Source organism: Paradevosia shaoguanensis (assembly GCF_016801025.1).
GTDB lineage: Bacteria > Pseudomonadota > Alphaproteobacteria > Rhizobiales > Devosiaceae > Paradevosia > Paradevosia shaoguanensis.
Map to the genome: position 1 here is coordinate 386,714 of NZ_CP068983.1, position 12,856 is coordinate 399,569.

Consider the following 12,856-nt stretch of genomic DNA (forward strand, 5'->3'; position numbering starts at 1 on the left):
CTCAGTAGCTCAATGGCGGGTTCGGGCCGCCCCTGGGTTCGGTCAGCCGCATCGTGTCGGTATTGTCCGCATTGAGCGACTGGTAGGCGCGATAGGCCAGCACCAGCAGGAAGGTGAACATGGCAAAGCCGATGACGATCGCCGTCAGGATCAGCGCCTGCGGCAGCGGATTGGCGATCGGCGCCGCCGGCACCTGCATGCCGTTGGGCACGATGGGCGGCACTTCCCGCGTCAGGCGCCCGGCGGTGAAGATCAGGAGGTTCACCGCATTGCCGAAAAGCGTCAGCCCGAGCAGCATCCGGATCACCGAGCGCGACAGCAGCAGGTAGATGGCCGCGGCGAAGAAGACGCCGACGAGCGCTGCGAAAGCCGTTTCGATCATGCTTCGCTCTCCCCGTCAGCCAGCGCCAGCGCGACGGCTGTGATGGTGCCGAATACCACCAGGTAGACGCCGATATCGAAGACCATGGGCGTCGATATCGCCACTTCCGTCTCCCCGATCTGGAGATAGGTCCAGAGCCCGGTGAGGAACGGCACGTCGTAAAAGAGCGAGGCCAGCCCCGAGAACGCCGCGAGCAGCACGCCCAGCCCGGCAAAGGCCAGCGGATCGAAGACCAGCGCCCAGCGCACGTGTTTCGCACCCGAGGCCATGCCGAAAATGGTGATGGCCGAGGCCGCGATCAGCCCGCCGATAAAGCCGCCGCCCGGCTCGTTATGCCCACGCAGCAGCACGAAGATCGAGAACACCAGCATCACGACGACGATGGCCGGGGCGATGGTGCGGAAGATCACGGTATTCATGCCTCCGCTCCCTTCCGTGCCTTGCGCGCGGGCGTCGCCGCCTTGCTCGCCCGGCGCCGCCGCAGCAGCGCCAGCACGGCGATGCCGGCCGTCATCACGACCGAGATCTCACCCAGCGTATCCAGCCCGCGGTAATCGACGAGGATCACGTTGACGATGTTGTGCCCGTGGGCGATCGCGACGCTGGTCTGCGTGAAGAAGTCCGAGAGCCGCATGTCGAGTGGTCCGGAGACCACGACCAGCAGCAGCACCATGATCGAGACGCCGGCCGCGATGGCGATCGTGCCGTCGCGGATCCAGTCCTCGAATTCGCGGCGGTCGCGCATGTCGAGCTTGAGCCGGGTCATCACCAGCGCCAGGATCACCACCGAGAGCACTTCCACCATGAACTGGGTAAAGGCCAGGTCGGGCGCGCCGAACAGCAGGAAGAGCATGGCCACCGCCAGCCCCTGGATGCCCAGCGAAACGATGGCCACCAGTCGCGAGGGCGCGACGAGCACGGCGACGAGCCCGGTGATCGCCACGATGATGATGCCCCATTCATAGAAGGTCAGCGGCGGGAAGGCCGGCATGGCCGGCAGGCCACCGAGCGCTATCAGCGGCACGGCGATGGCGAGGATCAGCATGGAGAACAGCACCACGACATAGGCTTCGAGCCGCCCATGGTGGAAGAAGCGCGTCACGGTCGCGGCGAAGCGGATCAGCCCGAACATGGCCGCATCGAACCCCTGGTCGAACGTCCAGCCCACCGCCGTCCGCCCGCGCCGCAGCACGGCGCGCACCGTCTCGAGATAATAGTAAGTCGCCGCGCCCAGCGCCCAGGTCGCCACCGAGAGCCAGAGCAGTAGGCTCGTCGGGTCGACGGTGAGCTTGAGGTGGCTTTCGACCGGCGTGCCCAGCACGGCCGTCGCCGTCGGCGCCATCAGGAACATGCCCACGGTATTGGCCTTGATGCCCGCCGCGATGCCGAGAATGGCCAGCACCACCGGCCCCGCCAGCAGGCTCGGCCCGGCCTCATGCGCCGGTGTCGGCGTCGCGACATGCGCGCCGAAGAACGGCTTGATCGCCACCGCCAGCCCCACGCCCGCCAGCAGGCCATTACCGGCGATCAGGACGATCAGCACCAGGATCTGCGTCGGATCGCTACCGGCAAGGGCCGCATACATTTCTTCCTTGGCGAGATAGCCCACCGTCAGCGGCAGCCCGACCATCGAAAGCCCGGCCAGCACCGCCGCGCCGAACGTCACCGGGAGCTTGCCGCGCAGGCCACCGAGTGCCGTGATGTCGCGCGTCCCCGTCTCGTGGTCGATCACGCCCACCACGAGGAACAACGCGGCCTTGTAGAGTGCGTGCGCCACGAAATAGACCGCCGCCGCATTGATCGCCAGTTCCGAGCCAATGCCGATCAGCAGGATCAGGAGGCCGAGCGATGCGATCGTCGTCTGTGCCAGCATCTGCTTGAGGTCGGTCTGGCGCAGCGCCGCCAGCGCGCCCCAGAGCAAGGTCACTCCGCCGAAGACGACAAGCAGCCCCTCCCAGATCGCGGTACCGCCGAGAATCGGCGAAGTCCGCAGCATGAGATAGACGCCGGCCTGCACCATGGTCGCCGAATGCAGGAATGCCGAAACCGGGGTCGGCGCCTCCATGGCGTTGGGTAGCCAGAAGTGGAACGGCACCTGCGCCGATTTGGTGAAGGCCGCAAAGACGAAAAGCAAAAGGATCGCGAGGTATGCCGGGCTCGCCTTGACCAGCGCTCCCTGCTCCAGCAGCGCGCTCATCTCCCAGGCGCCGCCGACCTGGTGGAGGATCACCGCGCCGATCAGCAGCGTCAGGCCGCCGGCGCCCGTCACCACCAGCGCCTGGATCGCGGCCCGCCGCGCCGCCTGGCGCTGGTGGTCGAAGCCGATCAGCAGGAACGAGGTGACGCTCGTCAGCTCCCAGAAGACGACCAGCGCCACCAGGTTATCCGCCGTCACCAGCCCCAGCATCGCACCCATGAACGCCAGCATGAAGGCCAGGAACCGTCCCTGGTGCGGATGGCCTTTGAGATAGGCCCCCGCATAGACGAGGATCAGCGCGCCGATGGCCGAGATGGTCAGCGCGAAAGTGAGGCTCAGCCCGTCGAGCAGAAACGAGAGCCGCAGCCCGTAATGGGGTATCCAGTCGATGCCCGCCGTGATGGCGCCTGTCTGCTGGATGGGTTCGACCAATCCGAGCAGCACCCAGAAGATCGCTGCCGGAACGATGGCCAGCAGCCAGCCCGAATAGGAGCCGGCGAACCTGAAAATGAAGGGGGCCAGTATGGCCGCCAGGAAGGGTGCGATCGCGACGAGCGCTAGGGTCTGATCAAGCGAAGGGGCCACATAACACTCGCGTTTTTCGGTGGCGCCGCTTAGACGACGGCAATTCTGCTGGGCCGGTACCTTACCCGGTGAGAGTGCGAGGACAAGCCGAAACGGGAGGCCCGCGGCCGTCAAGCGACGATAACCACAGAGTTTTGCGGTGGCGAAAGACGCCGGGAATGCCTACATCAGGGCCACAAGGAGGTTCCCATGACCGACCAGCCAAAAGTTGTGAAAACCGAAGAGGAGTGGCGTGACGAGCTCTCGCCCGAGCAGTTCCGCGTCACTCGCGAGCACGGCACCGAGCGCGCCTTCTCCCATCCGCTCAACATGGAAAAGCGCAACGGCATCTATCATTGCGTAGCCTGCGGCGCTCCGCTCTTCGAAAGCGTCACCAAATACGAGTCCGGCTCCGGCTGGCCGAGCTTCTGGCAACCGATCAGCGACACCGCGATCGGCGAGACCGTCGACCGCTCGCACGGCATGGTCCGCGTCGAAGCCCATTGCGCCAATTGCGGCGCCCATCTCGGCCACGTCTTCCCCGATGGCCCCCAGCCCACCGGCCTGCGCTATTGCATGAACGGCACCGCTCTCGATTTCGAGCCCAAGGCCTGATGCGGTGATTAACCAGGCTATTCGCCGCAGCATTTGCGGCGAATAGCCTTCCTTTTGCGGCGATTAGCGCCTATATTCACCGCACAGTGTGCGGTGAAAGATGACCTACATCCACGAAAACCCCGATTGGCCGGCCTTTTCCTGGAGCGCGGAAGCGCTGACCGGGCCTCTCGCCGCCGTGCGGCACAAGCAGGGTTACCTGCTCGGTCGCCTGCAATCGATCGGCTTCGCGCTTCGTGACGAAGCCAATCTCCTCGCCCTCACGCAGGACGTGGTGAAGAGCAGCGAAATCGAGGGCGAGATGCTCGACCGCAAGCAGGTCCGCTCCTCGCTCGCCCGCCGGCTCGGCGTCGATATCGGCGCGCTGGCTCCCGTCGACCGTCACGTTGAAGGCGTCGTCGAGATGATGCTCGATGCCACCCAGCACTATGCCCGGCCGCTCACTGCCGAACGGCTCTTCTCCTGGCACGCCGCCCTCTTCCCCACGGGCCGCAGCGGTCTCGCACGCATCACCGTCGGCGCGTGGCGCACGGCGCAGTCCGGCCCAATGCAGGTCGTCTCCGGCCCGGCCGGCCGCGAACGCGTGCACTTCGAGGCCCCCGATGCCGATCGGCTGGATGCCGAGATGAACGGCTTCATCGCCTGGTTCAACGCCGGCCAGCCCCTCGATCCCGTGCTCAAGGCGGCGATCGCCCATCTCTGGTTCGTCACCATCCATCCCTTCGAGGATGGCAATGGCCGCATCGCGCGCGCCCTTGCGGATATGCTGCTCGCCCGCTCGGAGAACAGCCCGCAGCGCTTCTACAGCATGTCGGCCCAGATCCAGGCGCGCCGCCGCGACTATTACGATATCCTCGAAGCCACCCAGCACGGCGACCTCGACATCACCCAATGGCTGCTGTGGTTCCTCGCCTGTCTCGACGCGGCGCTCGACGGCGCCGACACCATGCTCGCCGCCATCCTCGCCAAGGAGCACTTCTGGCGGCACCATGCTGCCGAGCCGCTCAACCCGCGCCAGCGCCAGCTGCTCAACCGCCTGCTCGATGGCTTCGAGGGCAAGCTCACCACCTCCAAATGGGCCGCCATCGCCAGGACATCGCAGGACACGGCGCTCCGCGACATAGACGACCTCCTCCGCCGCGGCCTCCTCATCCGCGACCCACAAGGCGGCCGAAGCACGAGCTATTGGCTGGCCCCTCTCCCCTGAAGTCGCCTTGCGTCACCTCGGTCAATCCCTATATAGTCACAAGTGACTACTTTCGAGGTGCTCATGTCCACGGTCAGCCTGAAGGATGCGAAGGCCGGTTTGTCCAGCTATGTCGACGACGCCGTTCGCGGCGAATTCGTCACCATTACACGCCACGGCAAACCCGTAGCTGCGCTGGTGCCGCTTGCCGCCGCCGAAGTGGCCCGAAAGGCGTTGGGCCGCAAGCGCGCCAGCCTCGTCACCTATCTGCGCGGCTTCCCCGGCGGGGATTTCGCACGCAATTCCGCGCCCTCGCGGGATGTAGATCTGTGAGCGGCTACCTGCTGGATACCAACGTCATCTCGATGCTGTCCCCGTCCCGTGCAGACGCCCCTGCCGGCTTCCTCGCCTGGCTGGACGAACGGGACGCCGAAGATCAGCTCTTCCTCTCGGTCGTTACCATCCACGAAATCGAAAAGGGCATCGGCCTTCTCGAAAGCCGCAAGGTTGAGGCAAAGGCCAGGGCCTTGCGCCTCTGGCTCTCGGGCCTCGTCTCGACTTACGACGATCGCATCCTCCCCATCGATGCCGCTGTCGCCTCACTGTCGGGCAGGCTGGAGGCCGCTGCGTCGAGCGCGGGCCATGCGCCCGGCATGGCAGACGCGCTGATCGCCGGCACGGCAAGCGCTCACGAACTGACACTCGTCACCCGCAACCTCAGGCACTTCGAACCCTTCGGGATCGCGCTTCTCGCCCCTGAAAACTGCCGGCCCGGCTCCTAGACATTGCAAGCGGCCACCCCGGCACCCTAGATATCACCTCTCGACTTCAACCGGTATTTCCCCATGAGCAAACCCACTCCGCCCGTCGCCGAGCGCCGCCAGCATGCTGCCACGGTGCATGGCATTACCCGGCAGGACCCTTATCATTGGCTGCGGGCCGAGAACTGGCAGGAAGTGATGCATGCGCCCGAGACGCTGCCGGCCGATATCCGCGCCTATATCGAGGCCGAGAACGCCTATTACGAGGAAGAGCTCGGCAAGCCGACTGCCGAATTGCAGGATAAGATCTTCTGGGAGATCCGCGGGCGCATCAAGGAAGACGATTCCGGCATCCCGACCCCCGATGGCCCCTGGGCCTATAATTCGCGCATGCTCGAAGGCAAGCAGTACCCCCTCATCGTGCGCACCCCGCGCGAAGGTGGCGAGGAGCAGGTGCTGCTCGATTGCAACCTCGAAGCGGGCGACGGCTATTTCGGCTTTGCCGGCGCCAGCCACGATCCCAGCCACGCGCTCATGAGCTGGGCAGCCGACCGCCAGGGCTCGGAATATTACACCATCCACATCCGCGACCTCGCCACGGGCACCGAGATCGCCGACATTATCGAGCGCACGGCCGGCGACGGCGTCTGGTCGTCCGACAGCAAGAGCCTCTATTACACCGAGATCGACGACAATCACCGCCCGTTCCGCGTACGCCGCCACGTGCTGGGTACGCCCCAGGCCGATGACGAGATCGTCTACGAGGAAAAGGACCCGGGCTTTTTCGTCAGCGTCGACAAGACGCTTTCCGACAATTTCATCGTCATCGACGCCCATGACCACCAGACGTCCGAAGTCTGGCTCATCGATGCCCGCAAGGGCGGCAAGCCCTTCGTCGTCTCCCCGCGCAAGGTCGAGCGCGAATACGATATCGACGAGCGCGATGGCGAGCTCTTCATCCTCACCAATGCCGATGGCGCCGAGGACTTCAAGATCGTCACCGCCCCCGTCGCCACGCCCGGCGCCGAGCACTGGACCGATCTCGTGCCGCATCGCGAGGGCGTGCTGATCCTCGACATCATCGTGCTCAAGCACCACCTGCTGCGCCTCGAGCGCTTCGAGGGCCTGCCGCGCATCGTCGTGCGCGACCTGCGCACCGGCCGCGAAGAGACCATCCATTTCGACGAGGAGGCCTATTCGCTCGGCATGTCGGTCGGCTACGAGTTCGATACCACCACGTTCCGGCTCACCTACGCCTCCCCGACCACGCCGTCGCGCACCTACGACTACGACCTCGAAACCGGCGAGCGCACCCTCCTCAAGGAGCAGGAAGTCCCCTCGGGCCACAATCCCGACGACTACGTCACCCGCCGCATCTTCGCCGAGGCCGCCGATGGCGAGCGCGTGCCGATCACCCTGCTCTATCGCAAGGAAACGCCCATCGACGGCACCGCGCCCGCGCTGCTCTACGGCTACGGCGCCTATGGCATGTCGATGCCCGCCGCCTTCTCGGTTTCCGCGCTCTCGCTCGTCGATCGCGGCTTCGTCTATGCCACCGCCCATATCCGCGGCGGCATGGACAAGGGCTATCGCTGGTATCGGCTTGGCCGGCGCGAGCACAAGGTCAACACCTTTACCGATTTCATTGCCGCTGCCGAAAAGCTGGTCGCCGACCGTTACGCGGCGCCCGACCGGATCGTGGCCATGGGTGGCTCGGCCGGCGGCATGCTGATGGGTGCGGTCGCCAACATGCGCCCCGAACTCTGGGCCGGTGTCCTCGCGCAGGTGCCGTTCGTGGATGTGCTCAACACCATGCTCGACGACACCCTGCCGCTCACCCCGCCCGAATGGCCGGAATGGGGTAATCCGGTCGAATCGGAGGCCGATTACCAGCGCATCGCCTCCTACGCGCCCTATGAGCAGGTCGCCGCCAAGGCCTACCCGCCGATCTTCGCCCTCGCCGGCCTCACCGACCCGCGCGTGACCTATTGGGAACCGGCCAAATGGGTGGCCAGGCTGCGGGCAACGAAAACGGACACGAATCCGTTGTACCTCAAGACCAATATGGGCGCGGGGCACGCCGGGGCGTCCGGACGTTTCGACCGCCTCAAGGAAACGGCACTGAGCTATGCCTTTGCCCTTAAATGCGTAAATTTGGACAAGGTCTCCTCCTGAGGCCATTGCCCGAATAAAACAACGCGTATATTGTCAAATCCATCTGCCGGTTCCCGGCGCGTCATTTTCTTCAATCAAGGAGGCCGAAAATGGCTTTTGAACTGCCCGCCCTGCCCTATGCATACGATGCGCTTGGTCCGTACATGAGCAAGGAAACGCTCGAGTACCACCACGACAAGCACCACCAGGCTTACGTGACCAACGGCAACAAGCTGCTTGAGGGTTCGGGCCTGGAAGGCAAGAGCCTGGAGGACATCGTCAAGGAGAGCTTCGGCAAGAACGCCGGTCTCTTTAACAATGCCGGCCAGCACTACAACCACATCCATTTCTGGAAGTGGATGAAGCCGAATGGCGGCGGCAAGAACCTGCCGGGCGCATTGCAGAAGGCTATCGATTCCGATCTCGGCGGCTACGACAAGTTCCGCACCGATTTCGTGGCGGCCGGCGTCGGCCAGTTCGGTTCGGGCTGGGCCTGGCTCTCGCTCAAGAACGGCAAGCTCGAAATCACCAAGACGGCCAACGGCGAAAACCCGCTGGTCCACGGCGGCACGCCGCTCCTGGGCGTCGACGTGTGGGAACACTCCTACTACATCGACTACCGCAACCTCCGCCCGAAATACCTCGAGGCCTTCGTCGACAACCTGGTGAACTGGGACTACGTGGCCGAACTCTACGAAGCCGCCAGCAAGTAAGCTTTTCGGGTTAACCGGATTTTTTGAACCCGTCCGCCATCAGGCGGGCGGGTTTTTCTATGAGAGGGCGGCGGGGGGTACTTGCCCGTTTTCCCCTACCTCTCCCCACACGGAACTTCCCGGGGCCAACACCCGAGGCCTATTGCCCCCCTCCACTCGAGTAGCACCATCCGTGGGCCCCTGTGTAATTGTGCTGTGTCATATTGGGTGCGGGCGGGAGACCGTTGGGCCCCAGGTTTAAAGACCGAGAGCCGGCACGGGTCCCCGCCCGCTTTGACAAACACCTGAACAGTTGCGCGAGGCCGCTCGAGACGGACCTCGGATCACAGGGACAGGCCCATGACCCTATCACCGACCTGGATTGGAATCGACGTTTCGAAAGCCTGGCTGGATATCGCCTCTTCCGGCGGGGAGGGCGTGCAGCGGATTGCTAACACGATGGACGCCATCGCCGCATTCGCCGCCACGCTGGAGCGGGAGGGCACTCTCGTGGTGCTGGAGGCGAGCGGGGTTTACGACAAGAGCTTGCGCGCCGGACTGGCGCTGGCCGGGATCGGCCATGTCCGGGTCAATCCGCAGCGGGCCCGTGACTTTGCGCGGGCGAGCGGCCGGCTCGCCAAGACCGATGCGCTCGATGCGGCCATGCTTGCCGAAATGGGCCGGGCCCTGCGCCTCGTGGCCGACCCGCTGCCCGAGGCCGGACGCGAGCGGCTCGGCCTGCTCAGCCGCCGCCGCGACCAGTTGGTGGCCATGCGCACCCAGGAAAAGCAGCGCCGGATCGAGATAACCGATTCCTTCATCGGCGCCGACCTGGACCGGCACATGGCCGGCCTCAACCAGGCCATCGCCGCCATCGAGGTCGAAATCCAGAACCAGATCGGCAGCGATGCCGCCCTGGCACAGGACCAGGCCCTGATCCGCTCGGTGCCCGGCATCGGCCCGGTCACCGCCTCTGTCCTGGCCGCCCTGATGCCCGAACTGGGCCGACGCTCGGGCAAGCAGATCGCCACCCTGGCCGGGTTGGCCCCGCTCAACAACGATAGCGGCCTACGGCGCGGACAGCGCTCCATCCGCGGGGGCCGCCGCCGCGTCCGCCAGGCCCTCTACATGGCCGCCGTTGCATCCTTGCGAACACAATCGCCTCTCAACGCCTTCTACCACCGTCTGCGCCAGGCCGGAAAACCACCCAAGCCCGCCCTCGTCGCCCTCGCCAGAAAGCTCCTCGTCACCATCAACGCCATCATGAAAACCCGAACAAGCTTCGCAACCTGAATTACAGTTGCCGGCTCTACGGCCGGGGAAGATCGAGAGGCTGGCGAGATAGCGCCTTATCGCGAGATCCCACCCCATCGCCCTCGCCCCTTGTGGGAGAGGGTGCCCGAAGGGCGGGTGAGGGGTTGCCCCAACCACCGAGCCCCCTCATCCGGCGCTACGCGCCACCTTCTCCCACAAGGGGAGAAGGAAACCGGTGGCACCGCCCTCACCTCCCTCACCTATCGCCCTCACCCTTCACCCCGCCCCACCACAGCACTTCCCCGGGCGAAGACCCGGGGGCTATTGCACCCCTCCACCCGAGTGGCGCTATCCATGGGCCCCGACTCTACGGCCGGGGAAGATCGAGAGATTGGCGAGACAGCGCCTTAACGCGAGATCGCCCCCCATCGCCCTCGCCCCTTGTGAGAGAGGGTGCCCGAAAGGCGGGTGAGGGGTTGCCACAGCCACCGTAGCCCCTCATCCGGCGCTGCGCGCCACCTTCTCCCACAAGGGGAGAAGGAACCGGTGGCACCGCTCCACCCTCATCTCGCCCTCCCCACCACCGCACTTCCCCGGGCGAAGACCCGGGGCCTAATGCACCCCTCCACCCGAGTGGCGCCATCCATGGGCCCCGGCTCTACGGCCGGGGAAGATCGAGAGGCTGGCGAGGACTTGTATTCAGCGCGAGATCCCACCCCATCGCCCTCGCCCCTTGTGGGAGAGGGTGCCCGAAGGGCGGGTGAGGGGTTGCCCCAACCACCGAGCCCCCTCATCTGGCGCTACCGCGCCACCTTCTCCCACAAGGGGAGAAGGAAACCGGTGGCACCGCCCTCACCTCCCTCACCTATCGCCCTCACCCTTCACCCGCCCCACCACCGCACTTCCCCGGGCGAAGGCCCGGGGCCCATTGCACCCCTCCACCCGAGTGGAGCCATCCGTGGACCCCGGCTCTGCGGCCGGGGAAGTGCGGTGGTGGGGAGGGGCGAGCAAGTGCAACAGACGCCCTAGTGGCCCAAGCGGCCCCCACCTCCCCCTCAAAACAACCGGCGCGCTCCCGCCCCCGCCCCGCTATTTCACCAGCGTTTCGCATAATCACCGCTAGTCCTCACGAGATACTTCTCCAGTTGAGGATCGCGTGGTAACGATTTGTTAACGAAGAAGACTGGTTCGGGTGGCTTGGTGAAGGTAGTAGCGGTTCTCGCGGCAAATCCGGCGCTGTCGTCTATTTTGACGATGGTGCTTGCCGGCTGCCCGAGTCTGCGCGTGCGCCTGTTCGAAAGCCGCGCCGCTCTCACCACCTATATGCGCCTGGCGCCCGTAGACGTGGTCGTGGCCGATTTCGATTGCGACGACGCCCCCGCCGACCAGCTCGCCGCCGCCCTGCGCCAGGACGAGCACCTCCACCGGCGCGACTTCTCGATCATCGCCCTCACCCGCACGGTGACCGACACGACCCGCAACGCCGCGGTTTCCGCCGGGATCGACGAGGTCATCGTCAAGCCGATGTCGCCCCGTTATCTCCTCGAGCGGGTCCTCGCCCGCACCCGCCGGCAGGATCACCCGGTGCGCAGCGCCGCTTATCACGGCCCCGAACGCCGCCACCGCCTCACCCTGCCGCCCGCCGGGATCTATGCGCGCAAGAGCGACAACGTAATCCCCCTCTTCGGCCGTCCCCGCCAGCACGAATTCCACTGAGCCAAGATGTCCACCTCGGCCGCCGCCGAGGTATGATGGCGGCATCGCTTGTGCGCCCTAAGAGGTTGATCGAAATACATTTTGTGCAAATTGCTGCCAAATCCGCGTAAAACGCGCGCAACATTGGCAAAGATTGCCCGAAATTGAGTCAAAATTTAACGATTTGAGGGTGCAAGCGAGAGAGAATATCCAGAAATTTCAAATAGTTACTGGACGAACCCACAGGAAAACCTTACCAAAAAACATCTCAAAAACTCCGTGAAACAATGTTTCACGCGAACGCAACCGCCCACGGCGCTACGCACCGCCCCCCACCAGCCTCGTCCCTGCGGCCGCATCCCCGTCAGAAGATACCCACCCACGCCCCGAGAATCGAACGAGCGACCGGGCCTACTCCTCCGGCTCCGTGGTAAACAGCAGCGGATACCCCTTGCTCCGGGCCATCTCGGTCGCCCGGTTGGCCTTGGTCTCGGCCACTTCCTGGATATACACCGCCACCACGCAGACCCCGCGCTGGTGCGCGGTGATCATCACCCGGTAGGCCTGGTCCTCGCTCATGCGGAACTCGCCCTTGAGCAGCACCACCACGAATTCGCGGGGCGTATAGTCATCGTTGACGAGGATAACCTTGTGGAGGCGAGGACGCTGGGTCTTCACCTCGGTCTTGGTGCGCGGTGTGGTTACGGCATCGCTCATCGGCCTTCTCCCGATGGCCAGCAACGCCCCATTATGCGCCCGCGCGTGCTCTCGATGAAGTCAATTCGCTAGTGGAGGCCCAGCATCCGGGTGATGCGGTTCCAGGTGTCCTCGATGGAATCGGCGAACTGGATCACCTGCTCATGCCCCTTCCGGCTGTGCGAAACCACGTCCGCCACGTAACCCCGCATCACCTCGAAGGCGTGGTTGCGGTTGAAGAGCACCACCGGCTTGCCGCCCTGCCCGCCGCCGCCCTTGACCCAGGCCGAATAAAGGCTCGAGGCCGAGGCCAGCGAGCCCGGCAATCCGACGAAGCCGTCCGCCAGCATGGCCACGCGCGCCAGGCGCTCGCTCATTTCCCCGATGCGCTCCACCGCCACGCCCTGGAACGAGGGCATCAGCGGCACGCGCTCGTCGGCGATGAGGATCACTTCCCCGCCTGCCGACCGGGCGCTGGTGATCAGCGGCACCGGCACGGTCAGCGCATCGATGAGGCAAACGATCCGCGCGCCCTTGCGAGCGAAATAGGTGCCTGCCTGCGACATGATCGAGGAGCGCTCGGGGTCTCCCGGCCCCTGCTGGGAGGCGAAGACGGCCAGGGTCGGCCGTGCCGACGGGGCGGAACCGGGCAATTGCATG

Annotated in this window: 13 protein-coding genes; 8 read left to right on the top strand and 5 right to left on the bottom strand. The window is 65.2% G+C overall.

Annotated elements, in window-relative coordinates; translation table 11 throughout:
• Window position 1 precedes the first annotated feature (1 nt).
• The 3 genes from JNE37_RS01825 to JNE37_RS01835 are packed head-to-tail and all read right to left on the bottom strand — an operon-like array spanning window position 2 to window position 3,164.
• Window positions 2-382 (bottom strand): Na+/H+ antiporter subunit C, encoded by a 381-nt coding sequence (locus tag JNE37_RS01825; RefSeq protein ID WP_282565358.1) that lies wholly within the window; start codon window positions 380-382, stop codon window positions 2-4.
• A complete protein-coding gene (locus JNE37_RS01830; RefSeq protein WP_035094463.1) occupies window positions 379-801 on the bottom strand; it encodes an MnhB domain-containing protein in 423 nt (140 codons plus the stop codon). Before JNE37_RS01830 ends, JNE37_RS01825 begins: the two co-directional genes overlap by 4 nt.
• Entirely contained in the window at window positions 798-3,164 is a 2,367-nt protein-coding gene (locus JNE37_RS01835) for a putative monovalent cation/H+ antiporter subunit A (RefSeq protein ID WP_203065129.1), read from the bottom strand. The genes JNE37_RS01830 and JNE37_RS01835 overlap by 4 nt, the downstream gene beginning before the upstream one ends.
• Before the next feature lie 189 nt (window positions 3,165-3,353).
• On the opposite strand from JNE37_RS01835, the gene msrB reads away from it, so the two are divergent.
• From msrB to JNE37_RS01875, 8 genes are all read left to right on the top strand, one after another.
• A complete protein-coding gene (msrB, locus tag JNE37_RS01840) occupies window positions 3,354-3,758 on the top strand; it encodes a peptide-methionine (R)-S-oxide reductase MsrB (RefSeq protein ID WP_182397955.1) in 405 nt (134 codons plus the stop codon).
• A gap of 100 nt (window positions 3,759-3,858) precedes the next feature.
• A complete protein-coding gene (locus JNE37_RS01845) occupies window positions 3,859-4,965 on the top strand; it encodes a Fic family protein (RefSeq protein WP_203065130.1) in 1,107 nt (368 codons plus the stop codon).
• Window positions 4,966-5,028: 63 nt separating this feature from the next.
• Window positions 5,029-5,277 (top strand): type II toxin-antitoxin system Phd/YefM family antitoxin, encoded by a 249-nt coding sequence (locus JNE37_RS01850; RefSeq protein WP_035032834.1) that lies wholly within the window; start codon window positions 5,029-5,031, stop codon window positions 5,275-5,277.
• A complete protein-coding gene (locus tag JNE37_RS01855) occupies window positions 5,274-5,726 on the top strand; it encodes a type II toxin-antitoxin system VapC family toxin (protein ID WP_035032832.1) in 453 nt (150 codons plus the stop codon). The genes JNE37_RS01850 and JNE37_RS01855 overlap by 4 nt, the downstream gene beginning before the upstream one ends.
• Window positions 5,727-5,789: 63 nt before the next feature.
• Window positions 5,790-7,880, top strand: a complete 2,091-nt coding sequence (locus JNE37_RS01860) for a S9 family peptidase (protein ID WP_203065131.1) — start codon at window positions 5,790-5,792, stop codon at window positions 7,878-7,880.
• Between the two features lie 89 nt (window positions 7,881-7,969).
• Window positions 7,970-8,572: a superoxide dismutase gene (locus JNE37_RS01865; protein ID WP_035032828.1), complete on the top strand. Its 603-nt coding sequence runs from the start codon at window positions 7,970-7,972 to the stop codon at window positions 8,570-8,572.
• A 339-nt stretch (window positions 8,573-8,911) separates the two neighbouring features.
• Window positions 8,912-9,844 (top strand): IS110 family RNA-guided transposase, encoded by a 933-nt coding sequence (locus JNE37_RS01870; RefSeq protein ID WP_203063939.1) that lies wholly within the window; start codon window positions 8,912-8,914, stop codon window positions 9,842-9,844.
• A gap of 1,161 nt (window positions 9,845-11,005) precedes the next feature.
• Complete coding sequence (locus tag JNE37_RS01875; protein ID WP_203065132.1) at window positions 11,006-11,521, top strand: response regulator; 516 nt, start codon at window positions 11,006-11,008, stop codon at window positions 11,519-11,521.
• A gap of 390 nt (window positions 11,522-11,911) precedes the next feature.
• Here JNE37_RS01875 and clpS read toward each other — a convergent pair whose 3' ends face one another.
• Together clpS and JNE37_RS01885 are read right to left on the bottom strand one after the other, a co-directional pair.
• Window positions 11,912-12,217: an ATP-dependent Clp protease adapter ClpS gene (clpS, locus tag JNE37_RS01880; protein ID WP_035032822.1), complete on the bottom strand. Its 306-nt coding sequence runs from the start codon at window positions 12,215-12,217 to the stop codon at window positions 11,912-11,914.
• Between the two features lie 68 nt (window positions 12,218-12,285).
• Window positions 12,286-12,855, bottom strand: a complete 570-nt coding sequence (locus tag JNE37_RS01885) for an LOG family protein (RefSeq protein WP_035032819.1) — start codon at window positions 12,853-12,855, stop codon at window positions 12,286-12,288.
• Window position 12,856: the final 1 nt, after the last annotated feature.

Excerpts from the sequence above, each read along its gene's own strand:
- JNE37_RS01850 (WP_035032834.1), top strand. The coding sequence starts at position 5,029 with ATGTCCACGGTCAGCCTGAAGGATGCGAAGGCCGGTTTGTCCAGCTAT.
- JNE37_RS01865 (WP_035032828.1), top strand. The coding sequence starts at position 7,970 with ATGGCTTTTGAACTGCCCGCCCTGCCCTATGCATACGATGCGCTTGGT.
- JNE37_RS01845 (WP_203065130.1), top strand. The coding sequence starts at position 3,859 with ATGACCTACATCCACGAAAACCCCGATTGGCCGGCCTTTTCCTGGAGC.
- JNE37_RS01860 (WP_203065131.1), top strand. The coding sequence starts at position 5,790 with ATGAGCAAACCCACTCCGCCCGTCGCCGAGCGCCGCCAGCATGCTGCC.
- msrB (WP_182397955.1), top strand. The coding sequence starts at position 3,354 with ATGACCGACCAGCCAAAAGTTGTGAAAACCGAAGAGGAGTGGCGTGAC.
- JNE37_RS01830 (WP_035094463.1), bottom strand. The coding sequence starts at position 801 with ATGAATACCGTGATCTTCCGCACCATCGCCCCGGCCATCGTCGTCGTG.
- clpS (WP_035032822.1), bottom strand. The coding sequence starts at position 12,217 with ATGAGCGATGCCGTAACCACACCGCGCACCAAGACCGAGGTGAAGACC.
- JNE37_RS01870 (WP_203063939.1), top strand. The coding sequence starts at position 8,912 with ATGACCCTATCACCGACCTGGATTGGAATCGACGTTTCGAAAGCCTGG.
- JNE37_RS01885 (WP_035032819.1), bottom strand. The coding sequence starts at position 12,855 with ATGCAATTGCCCGGTTCCGCCCCGTCGGCACGGCCGACCCTGGCCGTC.
- JNE37_RS01825 (WP_282565358.1), bottom strand. The coding sequence starts at position 382 with ATGATCGAAACGGCTTTCGCAGCGCTCGTCGGCGTCTTCTTCGCCGCG.